The 19,777-nt window shown below is 57.9% G+C and carries 18 protein-coding genes; 7 read left to right on the forward strand and 11 right to left on the reverse strand.

The features are described from left to right. Window positions 1–22 precede the first annotated feature (22 nt). Window positions 23–1,117, reverse strand: coding sequence for a hemin-degrading factor (locus ACIPF8_RS20460; RefSeq protein ID WP_400424597.1), 1,095 nt, complete (start codon window positions 1,115–1,117; stop codon window positions 23–25). 27 nt (window positions 1,118–1,144) lie between these two features. Beyond that, window positions 1,145–3,403 (reverse strand): TonB-dependent hemoglobin/transferrin/lactoferrin family receptor, encoded by a 2,259-nt coding sequence (locus ACIPF8_RS20465; protein ID WP_400424599.1) that lies wholly within the window; start codon window positions 3,401–3,403, stop codon window positions 1,145–1,147. A 328-nt stretch (window positions 3,404–3,731) separates the two neighbouring features. On the opposite strand from ACIPF8_RS20465, the gene ACIPF8_RS20470 reads away from it, so the two are divergent. Next, a complete protein-coding gene (locus ACIPF8_RS20470; protein ID WP_400424602.1) occupies window positions 3,732–3,995 on the forward strand; it encodes a hypothetical protein in 264 nt (87 codons plus the stop codon). Between the two features lie 89 nt (window positions 3,996–4,084). Here ACIPF8_RS20470 and ACIPF8_RS20475 read toward each other — a convergent pair whose 3' ends face one another. The 7 genes from ACIPF8_RS20475 to ACIPF8_RS20505 form a co-directional block, all read right to left on the reverse strand. Beyond that, on the reverse strand, window positions 4,085–4,477 hold the full coding sequence (locus ACIPF8_RS20475; protein WP_400424605.1) for a VOC family protein: 393 nt from the start codon (window positions 4,475–4,477) through the stop codon (window positions 4,085–4,087). Window positions 4,478–4,563: 86 nt separating this feature from the next. Next, entirely contained in the window at window positions 4,564–5,124 is a 561-nt protein-coding gene (locus tag ACIPF8_RS20480; RefSeq protein ID WP_400424608.1) for a GNAT family N-acetyltransferase, read from the reverse strand. 73 nt (window positions 5,125–5,197) lie between these two features. Continuing rightward, complete coding sequence (locus tag ACIPF8_RS20485) at window positions 5,198–6,502, reverse strand: MFS transporter (RefSeq protein WP_400424611.1); 1,305 nt, start codon at window positions 6,500–6,502, stop codon at window positions 5,198–5,200. A 28-nt stretch (window positions 6,503–6,530) separates the two neighbouring features. Continuing rightward, a complete protein-coding gene (glp, locus tag ACIPF8_RS20490) occupies window positions 6,531–7,841 on the reverse strand; it encodes a gephyrin-like molybdotransferase Glp (RefSeq protein WP_400424614.1) in 1,311 nt (436 codons plus the stop codon). A gap of 46 nt (window positions 7,842–7,887) precedes the next feature. Then, complete coding sequence (gene mobA / locus ACIPF8_RS20495; RefSeq protein ID WP_400424617.1) at window positions 7,888–8,493, reverse strand: molybdenum cofactor guanylyltransferase MobA; 606 nt, start codon at window positions 8,491–8,493, stop codon at window positions 7,888–7,890. A 12-nt stretch (window positions 8,494–8,505) separates the two neighbouring features. Then, on the reverse strand, window positions 8,506–9,618 hold the full coding sequence (gene moaA, locus ACIPF8_RS20500) for a GTP 3',8-cyclase MoaA (RefSeq protein WP_400424620.1): 1,113 nt from the start codon (window positions 9,616–9,618) through the stop codon (window positions 8,506–8,508). 186 nt (window positions 9,619–9,804) lie between these two features. Beyond that, entirely contained in the window at window positions 9,805–12,975 is a 3,171-nt protein-coding gene (locus ACIPF8_RS20505; RefSeq protein ID WP_400424622.1) for an Rne/Rng family ribonuclease, read from the reverse strand. Window positions 12,976–13,669: 694 nt separating this feature from the next. Between ACIPF8_RS20505 and ACIPF8_RS20510 the strand changes: the two genes are divergently transcribed. From ACIPF8_RS20510 to ACIPF8_RS20525, 4 genes are all read left to right on the forward strand, one after another. Beyond that, window positions 13,670–14,671: an RluA family pseudouridine synthase gene (locus ACIPF8_RS20510; protein ID WP_400424624.1), complete on the forward strand. Its 1,002-nt coding sequence runs from the start codon at window positions 13,670–13,672 to the stop codon at window positions 14,669–14,671. A 106-nt stretch (window positions 14,672–14,777) separates the two neighbouring features. Then, window positions 14,778–15,437: an HAD-IIIA family hydrolase gene (locus ACIPF8_RS20515; RefSeq protein ID WP_400424627.1), complete on the forward strand. Its 660-nt coding sequence runs from the start codon at window positions 14,778–14,780 to the stop codon at window positions 15,435–15,437. Between the two features lie 39 nt (window positions 15,438–15,476). Continuing rightward, the gene (locus ACIPF8_RS20520; protein ID WP_400424629.1) at window positions 15,477–15,848 is read left to right on the forward strand and encodes a Rieske (2Fe-2S) protein; all 372 of its coding nucleotides are present in this window, start codon (window positions 15,477–15,479) and stop codon (window positions 15,846–15,848) included. Between the two features lie 52 nt (window positions 15,849–15,900). Continuing rightward, window positions 15,901–16,884, forward strand: a complete 984-nt coding sequence (locus ACIPF8_RS20525) for a S49 family peptidase (RefSeq protein WP_400424632.1) — start codon at window positions 15,901–15,903, stop codon at window positions 16,882–16,884. Between the two features lie 409 nt (window positions 16,885–17,293). On the opposite strand, the gene ACIPF8_RS20530 is transcribed toward ACIPF8_RS20525, so the two are convergent. Together ACIPF8_RS20530 and ACIPF8_RS20535 are read right to left on the reverse strand one after the other, a co-directional pair. Beyond that, entirely contained in the window at window positions 17,294–18,046 is a 753-nt protein-coding gene (locus tag ACIPF8_RS20530) for an SAM-dependent methyltransferase (RefSeq protein WP_400424635.1), read from the reverse strand. Window positions 18,047–18,058: 12 nt separating this feature from the next. Beyond that, a complete protein-coding gene (locus ACIPF8_RS20535) occupies window positions 18,059–18,700 on the reverse strand; it encodes a Maf-like protein (RefSeq protein ID WP_400424638.1) in 642 nt (213 codons plus the stop codon). A 127-nt stretch (window positions 18,701–18,827) separates the two neighbouring features. Between ACIPF8_RS20535 and ACIPF8_RS20540 the strand changes: the two genes are divergently transcribed. Both ACIPF8_RS20540 and rpmF read left to right on the forward strand, forming a co-directional pair. Continuing rightward, entirely contained in the window at window positions 18,828–19,328 is a 501-nt protein-coding gene (locus ACIPF8_RS20540) for a YceD family protein (protein ID WP_400424640.1), read from the forward strand. A 189-nt stretch (window positions 19,329–19,517) separates the two neighbouring features. Then, window positions 19,518–19,700, forward strand: coding sequence for a 50S ribosomal protein L32 (rpmF, locus tag ACIPF8_RS20545; protein WP_014006864.1), 183 nt, complete (start codon window positions 19,518–19,520; stop codon window positions 19,698–19,700). The last annotated feature ends 77 nt before the right edge of the window (window positions 19,701–19,777 follow it).

A 19,777-nucleotide genomic window follows, 5' to 3' on the forward strand; every position in this document is an offset into this window, starting at 1 on the left:
CGCTGGTTGTCGATAGGATGTTTCACGCTTGCACCTCAACTGCTGCTTGCAGCAGCGGCAGGTTCATGGCCGCGGCGCGCCATGCCGGCAGTTCCGGCTGGCCCGGTTTGCGCACGCCGAACAGCATGGCGATGGTGCCGCCGTCGGCGTCGAACAGTTCCAGCGAAGTGACTTCGCCATCACTGGTCGGCTTGCTGACCACCCAGCTGGAGACGATCTTGTCTTCCCGCAGATGCAGGTTGAAGCCGGCATCAAGCACGTTCAGCCAAGGCCCCATCAGTTTGATGTTGAAGACCGGGCCGGAGTGGATCTGGATCATGCCGCGGTTGCCGACAAAGACCATGATCGGCAAGCTGCTGGCGGCGGCCTGCTCGAGGATCAGGCGTGCGGCGCTATTGTCTACCTGGCGAACGAATTGTGGCGGCGCCAGGCGCAAGGCCTGGGTGCGGCTGACGCCGAAGTCGCGCAGCAGTCCGAAGAACTCGTGGGTGTCCTGCATGTTGCTCCAGGCAGCGCGGAAGCCATCGCCGTCGATTTCATCGTCGGCTTTGTCGATGGCAGGGAGCGGCGCCGGCTCGACGGTGATTCCCGGCAGCTGTTCCGGATCGCGCCAGCGCGCTACCAGGGCGTCGAAGGCGGCATGGTTGCTGTGGTCGCGCAAGAATACCTTGTGCACGGCTTCGCCATGCAAATCATAGAACTGCAAACTTTTCTGCAAACTGATTTCGTTGCCGCGCCTGATTTCTTCGATGACGGCGCAGCCAAAATGCCATTGTTTGTAGAAAATCCGCAAATCGATGGCTTCACCCAGCGCCAGTCCGACATGGCCGTTATGGCTCATTTTCTCGTACTGGCCATCCTTTTCATGCACCACGTTGTCGTTGCGGGTGAGCGCCATGACCGCGCCCAGTTGTGGTACTTCTTCAAAGATCTCGACGAAATTCGGCAGCAGCCGGATTGCTTCGGCGCCGACACAGGCCGCCAGCGCTTCGCCTTCGGAAACGCCGATCGCGGCAGCGGCGTCGCGGTTGCGCAATTTCTGTTCACTCTTGGCTGCGAGGAATTGCCGGCGCAGTTGCTGCATATCGGATTGTGGCTTGCGAGTAGTGGTAAGCATTGGATTCTCCTCCGGGAAGTGGAACGGTTAGTACTGGAATTTCAAGCCGACATTGAAGCTACGGCCGGGTGCGGTGTAGGCATCCTTGACAGTGGAACTGTCAGCCAGGCCGCGTACGTCCGACCAGTTCCAGTACTGGCGGTTGAACAGGTTGTGGATGCCGGCATACAGCGCCACGTTCTTGCTGATGTTGTAGCCGCCGCGCAAGTCCATCACGAATGCCGCCGGCGGTGCGAAATCGGACTGCTTGCTCATGTCGCTGCGGCGTTTGGCGCTTTGATAGATGAAATCGGCCTGGCCATACCAGACTTCGCTCGGCTCGTAACGCAGGCCGAGCACTGCCATGAATGGATTGACGGTGTCGAGCGGCGTGCTGCTGCCGTTGGCGCCTTCGGTGTGGCCTTTGGTGTACGCCATGCCGGCCTTGACGCCGATGCCGTTGGCGAGCTGCCAGTCGATACGCGCTTCGGCGCCGCTGATGCGGGCCTTGGCGCGGTTCACGTATTGGTAGATCAGCGGATCGACGAATGGCCGGCCGCTGCCGCTGACCACTTCCTGCGAGATGAAGTTGCTGTAGCGGCCAGTGAATGCCGCCATGCTGTAGCGCAGGACGCTTTCGCCGCCGCTCAGCTTGCCGCGCAGGCCCAGCTCAAAGGTGTTGCTGGTTTCCGGTTTCAGGTCGGGATTGCCGATGGTGGCGTAGCCGTAGATCGGATTGCCGAAGCTGTTGTTGACCTGGTCCGGCGTCGGTGTGCGGAAGCCACGTGCGTACTGGACGTAGGGCAGCAAAGCCGGGCTGATTTCAACCATGAGAGCCAGGCGCGGCGACACTGCATTGCCGCTGGAATCGGTCGGCTTGCCTGTATACGCCGGATCGTTCTTCTCCGGTGTCAGGCGATAGCCGTCGAAGCGCAGGCCAGGCGTGATGATGAGCGGGCTATTGGCCGACAGGCGGAATTCATCCTGTAAAAATGCGCCGAACAAGGTGTAGTCGGTGGTGGGGAAAGCCTTGTTGGGGAAGGGCGATTCGCCGACGCCGGGGACGGTACCGTTGCGCAGGCCGTCGATGTGCGCCGTACTGATATCGAAACCATATACCAGCTTGTGCTGCAGGCTGCCGGTGGCAAAGCTGCTTTCGGCTTGCGCCGAACCGCCGACGGTGCGTTCCTGGTAAGTGTTGTCGCGAGTGCGGTCCACCGCCGGGAACCGGTCTTCATAGGAAAACTGGTGGTTCTTGGCTTCCTGGAAGTAAATCTGAGCGTGAGCGTTCTGGAAATACGGGTTGTCACTGTCCTTGAAGTTGTAATCGATGCTGTAGCGATTGCGCTCCAGTTTGTCGTTGGCGCGCAGCGCCAGCGTGCTTTGGGTGACGGCGGACAGCACGTCCGAATCGGTCTTCTGTTCCTGATGGCTGATCGCGGCCGTGAAAGTGTCTCGCGCGCTGGCCTTGAATACCAGCTTGCCGAGTAGGGCATTGCCGTGGACATTCTGCGGATTCGCGGTGTCGCGGTTCGGGCCGTTGATATTGCGTGTGCCTTTGGTGTCGACCTCGTGACCGTCGCGCTTGTTGGCGATCAACAAGCCCTCGAAGCGTTCGCCGCCGAATGCCGCGACGGCAGTGGTCGAGGTGCTGCCGTCGGTGGAGTCGTAGGTCGGTTTGATCGAAAAATAGGTCGGCTTGTTGAAGATCTTCAGGAAGTCGGCAGGATCCTTGGTGATGAAATTGACCGCGCCGGTCAGACCGTCGCTGCCATACATGGCCGAGGCTGGGCCGCGCAGGATTTCCACCCGTTTGTACATATCCATCTCGACATAGTCGCCGCGCCCGGCTTCCAGCGGGCCGAAGTTGAATGAGCTGGGCAGGCGGATGCCGTCTTCCATCAGCAGGATGCGGTTGCCTTCCAGGCCGCGGATATTGATGCCTTCGTTGCCGCCGCGTCCACCGGCGGTGGCTGCGGAGGTTGGACGGTAAGGCCCGCGCCTGACCGTCACTCCCGGCTCGTACCGCAACAGATCCTTGACGTCGCGCGGTTGCTGCTCTTCGATGGTTTCCGCGTTGATGACCGAGATGCTGCTGGGAGTTTGCGATATCGCAGTTTCGCTACGAGTTGCTGTCACCGAAATTTCATCGAGCGCATGATTGGCGGCATAGCTGCTGCTGGCCAACTGGGTGCCGGCGCTCTGGGCGAACGCCGGCAACGCGGCGGCAATCGAAGCAACAATGACCAGGTTCGCGGCCGCAGGCAGTCCCGGCAACGAGAAACGGATGGAATATGAGTTGTACAAAGCGACTCCAAAACAATAAAGATTTTTATTGGCTGGCGACGCTAAAGGTGCGGCTGGCTGAACGAGGGTGGATGTTTGTGGGCGGGCCACCGGAAAGAGAGGGGGTTACCTTGGTCTCAATTATAAATGAGAATCATTTCCATTAAAAGCACGGATTGGAAATTTGTTACGTGTCATATGAAGCCAGGCGGAGCTTATGTTTCGTGATCTGAGGGACGGTGGCGCAGTAGGGTATGGCTATACATTTGCTTACAATGTTTGCCAAACCTGAAGCCGATTTTGTGTATCTAATACAAGTGCAAACTGCCACAAAAAGAAGGAGGCGATTATGCGTACCATCATGTTATTGGCCTTGACTGCACTACTTGCCGGTTGTGCAACAGAAGCTGAACGCTCCGCCCAGGCGCAGCGCGATGTCGATGAAATGGTTCGTGTCTATGGTCCGGCTTGCCAGCGCTTGGGATATCAAAGCGATTCGAATCAGTGGCGCGACTGCGTGCTGCGCATGGATACGAAAAATAATACTGAGCGCTACCCGGCAACCATGAGTTGCTTCGGTCATCCAGGCTTCACGCAGTGCACGACCTTCTGACGCCGATTGCGGAAATAGACGAAGCGATTGCAGGACATGAATAGCGATATTGATGTCCTGTTTTTACGTCTTGCCTTTACGTTGCGTTCTTACGGAGCATCGTGGCAGCACACGCAGATTTTATTGCCGTCGGCATCACGGAAATAAGCGCCGTAATAGTTGGCGTGGTAATGTGGTCGCAGCCCGGGCGGGCCTTCGCACAAACCGCCATGTTGCAAGGCCGCGGCATGAGCGCGCTCGACCGCTGTACGTGATGGCGCCAGCAGTGCGGTCATCTGGCCGTTGCCGGGTTTGGCAATCTCGCCGTTGTACGGCAAGCTGATGACGAATAGCGGGCGCGATGTGTCGCGCGCCATCCAGCCGGCCCATGAATGCTCGGTCTCGCAGAATTTCAACTGCACGTCCAGCTCCACCATGATGGCCGAATAGAAACGATATGCGCGCTCGAAGTCTGTGATGCCGACAAATACGTGGGAGATCATGGGCCATCCTTTCAATAAATCGTAGCCGAGCTGATTCGCCGACTCTGGCGCGATGGGAGCATTGCGCCGGCCCGCGCTATCAATAATTATCCGATCCGGAGTGCCGAGCTGTCCGCGAGGCGTAGGCGGGAATACATCCAGAAATTTCCCGGACGTCCGCGCACCATGCGAAAACTGCGCAGCAGTCCCTCGCGTTCAAAACCGGATTTTTCCAGGACCCTGATTGAGCGATCATTTGATTCGAGCACGGTGGCCTGGATGCGGATCGCACCAAGCTGCCCGAAACCCCAACTGATCACCGATTCGCACACGGCGGGTGCAATGCCCTGGCCCCAGATAGTTGGCGACAGGTCATACGCCAGTTCGGCGGTCTTGTTGATGGTTGATATCGTGTGAAAGCCTATCGTTCCGACCAGCTCGTGCGAACTGCGTAGGGCAATCGCGAAACGGATTTCCGAAGATGGGTTTGAGGATTCGAGTGCGTCGAATTTCGGCATCAGTTCATCGATCGAGCGCAGATCCCAACTGGTGTGTTCGATAACATGCGGCATGCATAGGTAGCCGTACCAGGCGGCGGCATCAGCCCGGGACAGAGGGCGCAGGTAGACAAGATCGTGCGTCAGTTGTGGCAGGTCGCTATATTGCATGGCTGTCGGCTGATGGTGAGGATGCACCAGTTTGCCTCATTTCCGGTATGCCTTTCAACCGCTTTGCACTGGATTATGCGTCGGCGCGCGTCTTGCCCGGGAAAGCCCCCGGATATTCCCTTCGATACCATCCCGTCACCGCATCGTGATCGAGACCCAGGAAGACGTGAATTCGAGGCACCAGCAACAGGCCCATCGTGCAGATCGCAATCAATATCCCGAACGCGATATAGCACTGCGCCACGGATGCGCCAAGCAAGGCAACGCCGGCAATCGCCGGCCCGAGCGTTGATGAGATCTGCCATGCGAGGATGTTGACCGAAGCATTCCGCGCGCGATACTCGGCAGGCATGGCCAGAAGGCGGTGCGTTACGCCGACAAACTGCGTTGTGGATTGCGAGATGCCCAGCATGAAAAACGCAGCAACCATCGCCGCCGGCGCAGTTGTCAAACCGACCGCAAGCAGGGCGAACACACGCAGCGCCGCTGCACTCATTAGCGCCCGGAAGCGTCCCAATTTCTTTGAGGCGAAGGATGCGCATCCGAGGAAGCCCAGGAACATGCCGGACATGATCCCCATATTGGTGGCGCCTAGCCACGCTGCGGACAAGTCCAGATTGCTTATCCGCAAAGCCGCCATCATGCCGATCGCCGGTGCGTAAAACATGCCGACAACCAGGTTGACCAAGGTCCAGTTGCGCTCCAGCGGCACATGCCACTTTATGCGCAGGCCGGCGCGCAGATCGTGCATCCATTGCCCCAGTCCCAAAGAGGCACGAGTGCTGGCGCTAACTACTTTGGGCAATCTGGTCGCGGCAAACGCCGCCGCCAACAATAACGCCACATGCAGCCACAGCGCGCTGGCGATGCCGCTCGCCGCAATCATACTGCCGCCCAGTGCCGGCCCGAGAATGCCGCCGATTGAGCCGCTGACTTTTTGCATGCTCATGGCGAGCGATACCTTGTCCGCCGCCACCAGTTCTGCCGCAATGGTTTGAATGCACGGCATGATGATCGCCATCGCGCAGACGCCGATCATTTCGCAGGCGATGATTGTATAGAGATGGTAGTAATGCGCTTGCGCCAGCAGCGCCAGGACCACGCTTTCGGCGGCGATGGCGACGAAGCCTATGGCCATCAGACGCTTCTTTGGATAACGGTCGCCCAGAGGCGAGAGCAGGGGGATGGCAAGCAGGCTGGCGGCAGCCACGATCACGCCGAAAGTAGCCAGGTCGGCGGCACCTCCGCGCTGCGCGATCCACCACGATATGGTCATGTTGCCGAGCAGTAGCGCGCTGAGCGTCGCCATTTCACTGACCAGCACGAAGAGAAAAGGTTTGCCGAGTTGGGCCAGGTCGCGCTTGAATTTCTGGATCATGCTTTTGTCGTGGCGGCTGGCGTGAATTTCAGATCAGTCCATCAAACAGGATCACTTCGACCATATCGCCGCCGGCGACATCGCCTTGGTCGTGCCCCAGCACGATCATGCAATTGGCTTCTGCCATCGAACGCAGGATGCCGGAGCCTTGCGCTGCCGTGGGGCGCACCGACCATCGTCCATCGCTCATGGTCAGGATGCCGCGCTGATATTCGGTGCGGCCCGGTCGTTTGCGGATATTGACGGCGGCAACGGCGGGCATCAGTGGCAACGCGGCAACTTGCGCTCCCATCATCTGCAGCAGCGCATCGCGGGCAAAGAAATAAAACGACACCATGACCGCGACCGGATTGCCGGGCAAGCCGAAAAACAGTGCCTGCTTGCCGCCAGACGCGATGCTGCCGAACGCCAGCGGGCGTCCCGGACGCATGCCGATTTTCCAGAAGGCGACGTCGCCCAGCTTCGCCATCATTTGCTTGGTGTGATCGGCATCACCGACCGAGACGCCGCCCGACGTGATGATGGCATCGGCATTTTCGGCGGCGCTGCGGAAGGCCTCTTCCAGAGCCTGCGGATCGTCACCGACCACGCCCATGTCGATGATGTCGCAGCCGAGGCGCTGCAGCATGCCATACAGCGTGTAGCGATTGGAGTCGTAGACGCAACCCGGATCGAGGATTTCGCCGACCGAGCGCAATTCGTCGCCGGTCGAGAAAAACGCCACGCGCAAGCGCCGCCGCACCGGCACTTCGGCGATGCCCAGCGATGCCAGCAAGCCGAGATCGGCCGGACGCAGGATACGGCCCTGGCGTAGCGCCGGTGTGCCGGATTTCAGGTCTTCGCCAGCCAGGCGTCGATTGGCGCCAGGTTTGACGGCGTCGGCCGGGATGGTGACAGAATCGGCTGTCGCGCCGCCGACAAATTCCTGCGGAATCACGGTGTCGAGCGCGGCCGGCATCAATGCTCCGGTCATGATGCGGATCGCCTGGCCGCGTCCGATCGCTCCTTCGTAGGCGCGGCCGGCATGGGATGTACCGACGACGCTCAGGATGGTATCGCTATCATGGCGCAGGTCGATAGAGTTGAATGCGTAGCCATCCATGGCCGAGTTATCGTGCGCCGGAACGTCGATCGGCGAAATGATGTCGCTGGCCAGCACCCGATCCAACGCGCTGCGCAACGCGACTTTTTCAATTGCCGTGACCGGCGTGACGAAATCGCGGATGACGGCCTGCGCCTGCGGTACCGGCATTGCATGCGGATCGTAGTCCGACAGGCAACTGGTCAGTTCTGATAATGACGGCTTGGCCTGGCGGCTCGGATTGTTCAAATTGGTCATCTTTATGTGTTGTGGCTGCCGCGGTTGTTGGGCAATTATCACGTATTTATTGTTCTAGTTGCTGCCGGGTGTTGATGTTGCGGAACGCCTCAGTATCGCTGAACAGCGTTTCGCAGTAGTTCAGGCGTCGATACCAGGTTTCCATCTTACGCCCGCCATCCAGCAGGTAGTCATTGAGGTCGGTCAATAAAGTGGTTTTCAGCAGCATGAATACAGGTTGCGGCTGGACTGCTCCGGTTTCCGGATCCAGCGTGGCTGCCACCGCCAGGTCGGCATCGGCGTCCTGCAAGGTTTGCGCCAGACGCGATACCAGATCCTGCGGCAGGAATGGTGAGTCGCAGGGCGCCGTCGCCAGATAGGGTGTGGCGCAGTGCTGCAGGCCGGCCTGCAGCCCCGCCAACGGGCCGGCAAAGTCCGGCTGCTCGTCCGCCCATACCGGCCAGCCAAACGCCGCGTAGGCGTCCTGGTTGCGGTTGGCGTTGATGAGCAGGGAACTGACCTGCGGCGCCAGGCGCGCGATCACGTGCGTCGCCATCGGCTTGCCGTCGAGCAGGACCAGGCCTTTGTCGACGCCGCCCATGCGTGTGCCACGCCCGCCGGCCAGTATCAGACCGGTGATATTTGATGAGGTGGGAGGAAGAGTGGCTGCCATGGCGTACCGTGGTCAGCCGCCGATGTACGACATTTCCACTTTCTTCCGGGCCGGCGTCAACCCTTCGGTATTTTGCGTCCGCAGTTCAGAGTAGCGATCATCGCGCGCGCGCCACAACTGGGCGATCACGCTGGAGATTTCGCGGTCGCTGCCTTCGCTGCGCAACAACGCGCGCAAGTCGTGGCCGGCGGTGGCGAACAGGCAGGTGTACAGTTTGCCTTCGGTCGACAGGCGCGCGCGCGAGCAATCGTGGCAGAAAGCCTGGGTGACACTGGAGATCAAGCCGATTTCGCCGCTGCCGTCGGCATAGCGCCAACGCTGCGCGGTTTCGCCGATGTAGTTGGCGGCGATCGGCTGCAGCGGCAACTCGCTCTGGATGCGTTGGGCTACTTCGGCAGACGACATGACTTCGTCCATCTTCCAACCGTTCGAGGCGCCGACATCCATATATTCGATAAAGCGCAGGATATACGGCGTGTTCTTGAAGTGGCGCGCCATCGGCAGGATTTCCTGATCGTTGACGCCACGTTTGACCACCATGTTGACCTTGATCGGACCGAGTCCGACCTGATGCGCAACGTCGAGCCCGTGCAGCACGTCGGCAACCGGGAAGTCGGCATCGTTCATGCGTTTGAAAATGGCTTCATCAAGTGCATCGAGCGAAACGGTGACGCGGTTGAGGCCGGCATCTTTCAACGACTGGGCTTTCCTCGCCAACAGCGAGCCGTTGGTGGTCAGCGTCAGGTCGAGATCCTTGCCGTCCGGCGTTTTCAAGGCGCTCAGCATTCCGATCAGGCGCTCTATGTTCTTGCGCAGCAGCGGCTCGCCGCCGGTCAGGCGGATCTTCTGCACGCCATGGGCAACGAACAGGCTGGCCAGGCGGGTAATTTCTTCGAACGAAAGCAGCGAGGTGTGCGGCAGGAACGTGTAATCCTTGTCGAACACTTCGCGCGGCATGCAATAGATGCAGCGGAAATTGCAGCGATCAGTGACCGAAATGCGCAAGTCGTGCAGCGGCCTGCCTAACTCATCCGCCAACAAGCCTGTCGGCGTTTCAAGTATCGAGGGCAAGGTCGGCGGCTGGAAGCTGCGGCTATCGATCAGCGGAATGACTTTTTTAGTCATGATGTGTTTCTGGGGAAATGTTCTGGCATTTCTCTACTGGGTTGCAACCTCTACAAGATACCATGGAGATCAGTTTTTAGCTCTGTTGTGGCCAGACGTGACAAAGGGAGTCTGGGACTCCCTTTGTTATATTGCCATCTTGCTTCGCCACGCATAACGCGGCGCAGCAAGATACTGCTGAGCTGCTTAACCCTGTGAGCGCTGGGTTTCGACTTGCTGCAGCGGTTCGCTGGATTGCTGCGGCAATGGCTTGCGTTCGCGCGGTACACGTGGTGCCGCGACGACGTTTGCGTTTGCTTCCTGGGCAGCGCGCAGCTTGTTCGGATCAGTCGCAGCCAGAGTCAGGCCGGCAGCTGCCAATACGCTTTGCAGGTCTTCGACCTTAGGCGATGCTGGCGCAGCAGCAGGCTTGACTGCGGCAGGAGTGGCGGCAACAGGCGCCACTTCAACCGGTGCGATGACGACTGGAGCAGCTTCGACCGGAGCAATCACAGGAACGACGACAGGAGCCGGAGCAACGACTGTTTCAGCAACAGCGGCGACTACTGGCGCAGGCGCCGCAATCGGTGCTTCAACTTCGACCTGCGGCGCAACTGCCACCGGTTCGTTGACCACAACTGCGGCCACTTCCGGTGTTGCCACGGCTACGCTTGGCGCAAATGGCACAGGCTCGGCTTTGACTTCAACCGCTGCCGGCGCTGCAACTGGCGCTGGCGCCGGAACTGCTACCGGTGTCGGTTCGACTGCCGCTACCGGCGCTGTTTCCGGTTGCAATTCGACCACTTGCGGCACCAACGGCGCTGCAACTGCGTTCGACAGGGCTGTCGGCGCTGCTGGCGTTTCTTCCGCTACCGGCGCCGCAACTTCTTGCGATGCAGGAACCGAGGAGGCCATCATCGGCACGTTGCTGCTGGCATGGCTTGGCGCTTCAGTTTGCACTGGGGCGCTGACCGGTTCGGCGGCAGGTGCTGCTGCAGGTGCAGCCATTTCACCGGCTTCCGGCGCGGCTTCTGCCGATGTTTCGCCAGTTTCCAGTTCTTCCGTCGACCCTTCAGTTGCATCACGATCACGGCGATTACGGTTGCGACCACCGCGACGACGACGACGACGTGGTTCCTCGTCTTGCTCGTTGGTCTTGGCTTCAACAGGACCGCCATCGATCTGGTTCGGCTCGATCGCTTCGACAACGCCTGCTGCGGCAACGCCGGCAGCTACTACGGCGCCGCTTTTCAGCAAGGTTTCATCGACCTTGGCTTCGCTGACGACTTCCTTGCGCTCTTCGCGTGGCGGACGTGGTGGGCGCTCGCCGCGTTCGCGACGGTTTTCGTTGCGTGCTTCCGACTTGCTTTCGTTGTTGTCGCGCTGTTCCTTAGGTTCGCGCGCTTCACGCGGCGGACGCGGCTGACGTTGTTGTTGCGTCTTGGCTTCCGTTGCTTCGACTACCGGCTTCTTGGCGTTGTCGTCACGTGCTTCCTGGGTGTTGCCATCGCGCTCTTCGTTACGGTCGCGATTACGGCCGTTACGATTGCGGCCACGCTGGCCGCCGCGATTGTTGCGGTCGCCACGGTCGCCGCGCTGTTGCGGACCCTTGGCTTCAGTCGTAGCGGCTGGAGCGACGACTGGCGCTGCAGGCTTGCTGAAGAAGAAACCGAAGATCTTGCTGAGGATGCCTGCTTCCGCCGGGCTGCTTGCGACCGGTGCTGTGGCAGCTGGACGGGCTTCGACCGGCTTGCGTTCGACGATAGGCGCAGGCTGGTCCGGAGTGATGCCCTTGACGACGGCTTCCTGGCGCGGACGGCCTTCTTCCTTCTGGGTCTTGCTGTAGCCAATGTCGGTATCGGCTTGCTCTGCCATCGCATAGCTGGCGTGGGTTTCTTCCAGGCGCGGATCGTCGTGCTTGAGACGTTCCAGCTTGTAATGCGGGGTTTCCAGATGCTTGTTCGGGATCAGGATGATGCTGACGCGGTGACGCGTCTCGATCTTCAGGATTTCGCCGCGCTTTTCGTTGAGCAGGAAAGCCGCAACATCGACTGGCGCCTGGACGTGGATCGCTGCCGAGTTTTCCTTCATTGCTTCTTCCTGGATGATGCGCAGGACTTGCAATGCGGACGACTCGGTATCGCGGATGTGGCCAGTGCCGTTGCAACGCGGGCAAGTCACGTGGCTGCCTTCCGACAGCGACGGACGCAGGCGCTGGCGCGACAATTCCATCAGGCCGAAGCGTGAAATCTTGCCCATCTGGACGCGGGCGCGGTCATAGCGCAGGGCGTCTTTCAGGCGGGTTTCGACTTCGCGCTGGTTCTTTGAATTCTCCATGTCGATGAAGTCGATCACGATCAAACCGCCCAGATCGCGCAAACGCAATTGACGCGCAACTTCTTCAGCGGCTTCGCAATTGGTGTTGAACGCGGTGGTTTCGATGTCGCTGCCGCGGGTAGCGCGAGCCGAGTTGACGTCGACAGAAACCAGTGCTTCGGTATGGTCGATCACGATGGCGCCGCCGGATGGCAACGGCACGGTGCGCGAGTACGCGGTTTCGATCTGGTGTTCGATCTGGAAGCGGGAGAACAGCGGTACGTCGTCGCGATAACGTTTTACGCGATGCACCATGTCGGGCATGACGTGGGCCATGAACTGCTGGGCCTGGTCGTGGATTTCATCGGTGTCGATCAGGATTTCGCCGATATCCGGTTGGAAATAGTCGCGGATCGCGCGGATCACCAGCGACGATTCCTGATAAATCAGGAAGGCGCCTTTGCCTTCAGTGCCGGCGCCTTCGATGGCGCGCCAGAGTTGCATCAGGTAGTTCAAATCCCATTGCAATTCGTCAACATTGCGACCGATGCCGGCAGTGCGGGCGATCACCGACATGCCGCTTGGCAGGTCCAGTTGATCCATGGTTTCGCGCAGTTCCTGGCGATCTTCGCCTTCAACCCGACGGGAAACACCACCGCCGCGTGGATTGTTCGGCATCAGGACCAGGTAACGGCCTGCCAGCGAAACGAAGGAGGTCAGGGCGGCGCCTTTGTTGCCGCGCTCTTCCTTTTCGACCTGCACCATGATTTCCTGGCCTTCGCGCAATGCATCCTTGATCGATGCGCTGCGGACGTCGACACCTTCCTTGAAGTAGGTGCGGGCAACTTCCTTGAACGGCAAGAAGCCGTGGCGTTCTTCACCGTAGTTGACGAAGCAGGCTTCCAGTGACGGCTCGATACGGGTAATCACACCTTTGTAGATATTGGACTTGCGTTGCTCGCGTCCGGTGGTTTCGATATCGATGTCAATGAGCTTTTGCCCGTCAACAATTGCCACGCGCAGCTCTTCTTGCTGCGTAGCATTAAACAACATGCGTTTCATTTTTTCGCTCCGTGACCCTTGGGTCAATTCAATGGCGCTTCCAGATGCTGTTCTTCAGCATTTCTGTCAGCGACAAAAAGTACAGGGATGTACGCGAGAACGGAGTGTCAGGGGGGAGAGAATTGCCTTGGTATGCAGCGCCTATCTACTAAGTAGGGCGCAATGCACAGGCGCGGATGCAGTACTGTCGTCTTACCGAATACCACCAGCGCGTACCGGTACAGCGTCGTGCAGTTCGCGGATCGCGAGCATGACGCCTGGCGGTGAGCAGCTTGGTAGAGCCAAATAAAGCATTGGTTTCAGTAATCTAATCGACAAATTTATAAGTACTACATCTGCCGGCGAGCTCGTCGCAATCATAAATCGCATCGGGCTTGCCGGACGTTATCCTAATCATCCAGACATTCTTGTTCAGCATCCGTGCGCGCTATCCGATGACAACAACGGTGCGACCTTGACTCGCGCAGGGGTGATGCGTACACATTTCCCATCAAATTTGCAAATTGGCGAGGCTGATGGGGACGCCCCTGTGTAGAATGGTCTTTTTATTCTTACACCAGCAACTGTTTCTGAACAATTGCGGAACAATTATATATTCAAAATGAAGGACTTAGCGAGATTTTCTGGAGGGCGAGTCAAGTCTCGCCCGGAGCCGCGGACACAAGCCGCGCTCAAGCACAAGGCTGAGCCCAAAATGGCCGTGGCGCAAGAGGTGAAGTCGCCTCCCGCGCCCCTGCAAGTTCAATTGTTAACCATCGGCGAAGAGGATGCCGGTCAACGGATCGACAATTTTTTGTTGCGTATTTGTAAAGGTGTACCCAAAAGCCATATATATCGCGTGCTGCGTTCCGGCGAGGTGCGGGTCAATAAAGGACGTATCGACCAGACCTATCGTTTGCTGGAAGGCGACGTGATTCGGGTGCCGCCAATTAGAATTGCTGAAAAGCAAGAGCAAGTGGTGCCAGGAGCGGAATTTAAGATATTGCTTGAAGATAACCACATGCTGGTGATCGACAAGCCTGCCGGGGTTGCCGTGCACGGTGGCTCTGGCGTCAGCTACGGTGTCATCGAACAGTTACGCGCGGCGCGTCCGCAAGCCAAGTTCCTGGAACTTGTGCATCGCCTGGATCGCGATACCTCAGGTATTTTGTTGTTGGCCAAGAAACGTTCTGCGTTGACCAACCTGCACGAGCAAATGCGCGACGGTGAGACCGACAAGCGTTACCTGGTGCTGGTACACGGCGATTGGCAGAACGAAAGACAGCATATCAAGCTGCCGCTGCACAAATATACGGCCGCCGACGGCGAGCGCCGCGTGCGCGTGCAGGCCGATGGTCAGGCTTCCCATACGATTTTCAACCTGATTCGCCGCTACGGTGAATATGCGTTGCTTGAAGCGGAACTGAAAACCGGCCGCACCCATCAGATCCGGGTGCATCTGTCGTCGAGCGGTTTCGCGATTGCAGGGGATGACAAGTACGGCGATTTTGCGTTGAATCGCACTTTGCAGAAGGCCGACGGCCAGCGTGTCGCGCTGAAGCGCATGTTTCTGCATGCCTATCAAATCACCTTCGCTCATCCAGAAACAGGCAAGCCGGTAACCTTGAAGGCGCCGCTGCCGCCGGAGTGCGAGAAATTCCTGAAAAGCCTGCCCAACGATGTTGCCACTGCAACACCGGAAGCCGGGGACGATTAGAATAGCAATTAATGAATAGCAATTAATACTTATTTATTGGTTTGCCGGTTTGTCGGCAGGCTGTCCAATAACATGATCAGGAGCTGGCAAGGAATTGCCAGGCAATATGGCGCGAAAGAATTTTGACTTAATCGTATTTGATTGGGATGGCACCTTGATGGACAGTACCGCCATCATCGTGAAATGTATCCAGGCAGCGGCCAAGGATTTGGGACTGGCAATTCCGGACAACAAGGCGGCCTCGCATGTGATCGGACTGGGTTTGATGGAGGCGATGCAGGTGGCAATGCCGGGTTTGGACGCCAGCCAATATCCGCGCGTGGTGGAGCGCTATCGTTATCATTACCTGGCGCAGGATCAGGATCTGACCCTGTTTGACGGCGTCCGTGAAATGCTGGCGGACTTGTCGCAACAAGGCTATTTCCTGGCGATCGCTACCGGCAAGAGCAGGGTTGGCCTGAATCGCGCGCTGCATGAAACCAAGCTGCTATCGGTTTTCGACGCTACGCGCTGTGCCGACGAGACTTTCTCCAAGCCGCATCCGGCGATGTTGCAGGAATTGACGCGTGAACTGGGGCAGGATCTGAAGCGCACCGTGATGATCGGCGATACGACACATGACCTGCAAATGGCGGTCAACGCCGGTGCAGCAGGGATTGCGGTTCAGTACGGCGCGCATCCGGCGCACGAATTGCAGGCGCTGAATCCATTGTTCAGTGCGACTTCGACCGTGCAATTGCATGCCTGGCTGAATGACAACGCCTGATGTTGGCGGTCAGTCGATTACCCGATACGCGAGCGACCAGTGAGTAATACCCTAATCCCTATCTGTCCTTCTTCCGCACTGGCTGAGCGCGGCAAAGGCGTGCGTTTCCCGGTTACCGCCGGTGGCGAGGATGCGGTGGCGTTTGCAATTCGCCATCACAATGTGGTCCACGCCTACCTGAACCGTTGTGCCCACGTGGCGATGGAGCTGGATTGGCTTGAGGGCGAGTTCTTCGAGTCCAGCGGCATGTACCTGATGTGCGCCACGCACGGCGCCGTGTACGAACCGGAAACCGGCAAGTGTGCCGGCGGCCCGTGTCGCGGCGGCAGTTTGCGCAAGATTTTGGTTGAAGAAAGCAATGATCAGGTGTTCTGGATCCCTGATGAGTATGTGCGGCCAGTCATTGCCTGATTGGCTGTAGCCTCCAATGAATGATCTCGAACAATCGATGTGAGTGAGCACCATGAGCAATAACGAATTTGACAATATGGAAACAGCCATGTCCGACAAAAAAGAAGGTTGGGAGCGCGAACTGCTGGAAAAACTGGCTTACGCCTCATTGCGTGAGCAGCGTGCGCGGCGGCGCTGGGGTGTCTTCTTCAAGCTGGCATTTCTTGGCGTGATCTGCTTCGCGTTCTGGTTGGGTATCAATTACGAAGGTTCCGATACGCAGACCGTCGGTGCGCACACCGCGCTGGTGAAGATCAGCGGTGCCATCGAATCGGAAGGCAACGGTTCTGCCAGCGTAGTGGTGCCGGCGTTGGATAATGCCTTCGCTGCAGACGATTCGGTCGGCGTCATCCTGCGCATCAACAGCCCTGGCGGCAGCCCGGTGCAAGCCGGCATCATCAATGATGAAATCGTGCGCCTGCGCAAGGAGTATCCGAACAAGCCCTTGTATGTAGTGGTCGATGAGATGTGCGCATCGGGTGGCTACTATATCGCCGCTGCAGCTGACAAGATTTACGTCAACAAGGCCAGCATCGTCGGCTCGATCGGCGTGCTGATGGACGGCTTCGGTTTCACTGGCTTGATGGACAAGGTTGGCGTCGAGCGGCGCTTGCTGACCGCCGGTGAGAACAAGGGCTTCCTCGATCCGTTCAGTCCGATGAGCGCGACCCAGAAGGGTTATGCGCAAGACATGCTGGCAGAGATCCATCAACAGTTCATCGATGTCGTGCGCAAAGGTCGTGGCGCGCGTTTGAAGGAAACCCCGGAAACCTTTTCCGGCCTGTTCTGGAGCGGCTCCAAGGCGGTCGAAATGGGATTGGCGGATGGCTTCGGTACGGTCGATAGCGTTGCCCGCGATGTCTTGAAGCAGGAAGATATTGTCGATTACACCAAGAGCGAAGGCTTGCCTGAGCGCGTCCTGAAAAAATTCGGCGTGGCGATGGGTGTGGGTGTCGTGCAATCGTTGATGAGCAACGTCAAGCCGGTGTTGCGTTGAGTTTTATTTAATGCTTGTTTGGTGGTGCGGCGGAGAAAAATTGCCGTTGCATCATCGAAGAAAAATCGGCATATCGTAATACTGTAATTCGCCTTGTATCTGCGCGATCCTGTCGTATATTAAAAGGACTCGAGGAATAGCGAATGGAGGAGGCGATTATAGATAGATCAAAATCGTTGGCCACTCAGTTGCAATTGTTTGGGTAGCAAGAAGTCTATTCCATCGCAAAACAACCCCTTGCATTGGCGTAGTAAATTAGCTACCTGACAAACCACCGCATCGCGAATGCGGCACCGAGAAGTTTTCGACTTCTCAAGATAATGTCTTTCGAGACAGGCAAATACGGCGACGGCGCAATACCGTCGCCGTTTTGCGTTCTGCAGGCATTTCTGCGGAAGTGGCCTGGAATTTATTGCGCGAGCAACAGGAAGACTGTTGGCTTCTTGTGGAAATCCGGCGCCTTGCCGGCGGCCAGTGCCGCTTTCCATTTGGCTGCCGTTTGGGTCTTGATGGATTCCGACGATAAGGTGAGATCGGTGGCCACGCAAATCAACGTGCCAGCCTGACAATTGTTGGCCAGCGCTTCCAGGAAAGCCGTGTTGCGATACGGCGTCTCGATGAACAGTTGTGTCTGTTGTTCCTGGCGTGAGCGTTGCTCCAATGTCTTGATGCGCTTGCTGCGCTGTTCCGCATCAGTCGGCAGGTAGCCGTTGAAGGCAAAACTCTGGCCGTTCAAGCCGCTGCTCATCACTGCCAGCAACAGCGACGACGGGCCGACCAGCGGCCGAACCTGAATCGCGTGCGCATGTGCCAGCCGAACCAGATTGGCGCCGGGGTCGGCCACCGCCGGCACGCCGGCTTCGGAAATCAGGCCGGCGTCGCGTCCGGCCAGCAACGGCGCCAGCAATGCCGGCAGGGCGTTGCTGGCGGTGTTCACGTTGAGTTCGGCAATCTCGATTTCCTGCAGCGGCTTGGTCAGCGTTTGCGCCGCGTCGATCAGCTTCAGGAAAGCGCGCGTGGTCTTTGCATTTTCAGCAATGAAATAATCGAGGCGGGCAGTGAGAGCCTGGACTTCGAGCGGGATAACGGCCGCCAGTGGTTGCTTGAGTTCGGTTGCGTCTTGACCCAGCGTGTTGGGAATTAAGTACAGGATGCCTGGCATGGTAGAATTTTATTATCTTGTGAAAAACGGGAAAGCGGCACGGCGCAGCATACTGGTCAGTGTAATCAAAGGCAAACCGGTTAGCGCGGTGGGGTCGGTGCTCTCTATCTTTTCCAGGATAGCAATACCCAGGCCTTCGTTTTTTGCGCTGCCGGCGCAGTCGTAAGGTTGTTCAATGTGCAGGTAGGCTTCCAACTCGGCATCCGGCAGGTCGCGGAAGGTGACGAAAGTCTGGATGTTTTCGATCTGGGCGGCGGCTTCAGGCTCGCTCTGGCGACCATCCCACAAGCATAGTGCGGTATGGAAAATCACGCGGCGACCACGCATTTTTCGTAATTGCTCCAGTGCATTCTGATGGTTGCCCGGCTTGCCGATTTGCTCGCCGTCCAGCGTTGCAACCTGATCCGAACCGATCACCAGGGCGCCGGGCGCCAGCAATGCGACGGCACGGGCCTTTTCACGGGCCAGGCGCAGAGCGGTGGCTTCGGGGCTCTCACCTGGGGCGGGAGTTTCGTCAATATCCGGAACCATGACTTCGAACGGAATGTCTAGTCGGGAAAGCAATTCTTTGCGGTATCTGGAGCTGGAGCCGAGGATCAGGCGCGGCAGTGACGGTGAGCTTGGGGCAGGGGGCATCTGTTGTAAAGTGGTCATGGTGTTGGTTATTTGAGCACTTGCCGGGCAACAAAACACCGGTTATCAACGGAAAGTGCGCTAACACTTTGACGAATAAGGGAAAAGGCTGTTATTATCGCAGGTTTTCCGGGTTCGGCTTCAGACTATGAGTGCTTTTATCATCGACGCGTTTGAGTATTCGCGCCATAAAGAGCGCCGCGAAGGCGAAATCGCCGTGGCTGACTTGAGTCGCCTAGCTGCTGAATCAGCCGATCGTTCCGGTGTGCTGCATTGGGTTCTGGTCGGCGGTGTCGATCAGCTGGGGCATCCCCAGTTGACGATGTCGGTCAGCGGTTCTACCAAGATCATGTGCCAGCGTTGCTTGACCCCATTTGCTTTCGACATCGATTCGGAGTCGGTGCTGGTACTGGCAAAGGACGAAGAAAGTGCCGATGCGATTGATGCGCTTCTCGATAATGACGAAATTGACGTCATCGTCGGCACTAAATCACTGAATATTGTTGAGTTGGTTGAAGATGAGGCTTTGCTGGCCTTGCCACTGTCGCCGAAGCATCCGGTTTGCCCGGATCAGTCCGCGCTTGAAGGTGTGCAAAGTGTCAAAAAAGAATCGCCTTTCGCGATGCTGAAGAATTTGAAGCAGCAGTAAAAAGTAAGTTAAGTAAAGAATTGCGGTAAATTTGTCGCGCTGATTTTCACATGAATGTGATTCCGTGTGACTAAGGTGTGGCAATAGGTAGTAAAATCCGCGCACAAACGCGGCAGGAATATCCAGCCTTTCCCTGTTCTGAGGGTTGGATATGTTAAACTTTAAGATCTTAAGAAAGCAGGAGTTATCATGGCAGTTCAACAAAATAAGAAGACCCCATCGAAGCGCGGCATGCACCGTGCCCACGATTTTCTGGTTGCACCTCCGCTGGCTATCGAGCCAACGACTGGTGAAACACATTTGCGTCACCACATCAGCCCGAACGGCTTTTACCGTGGCCGTAAAGTGTTGAAGACCAAGAACGACGAGTAATACTTGTTCTTGCGATGCAGGTTGAAGGCGGCGCGATGAGTTTTACTCAGTAGCGCCGTTTTTGTATGCGGAATAAT

This window comes from Collimonas sp. NPDC087041 (assembly GCF_044745265.1).
In the GTDB taxonomy this organism is placed as follows: domain Bacteria; phylum Pseudomonadota; class Gammaproteobacteria; order Burkholderiales; family Burkholderiaceae_D; genus Collimonas.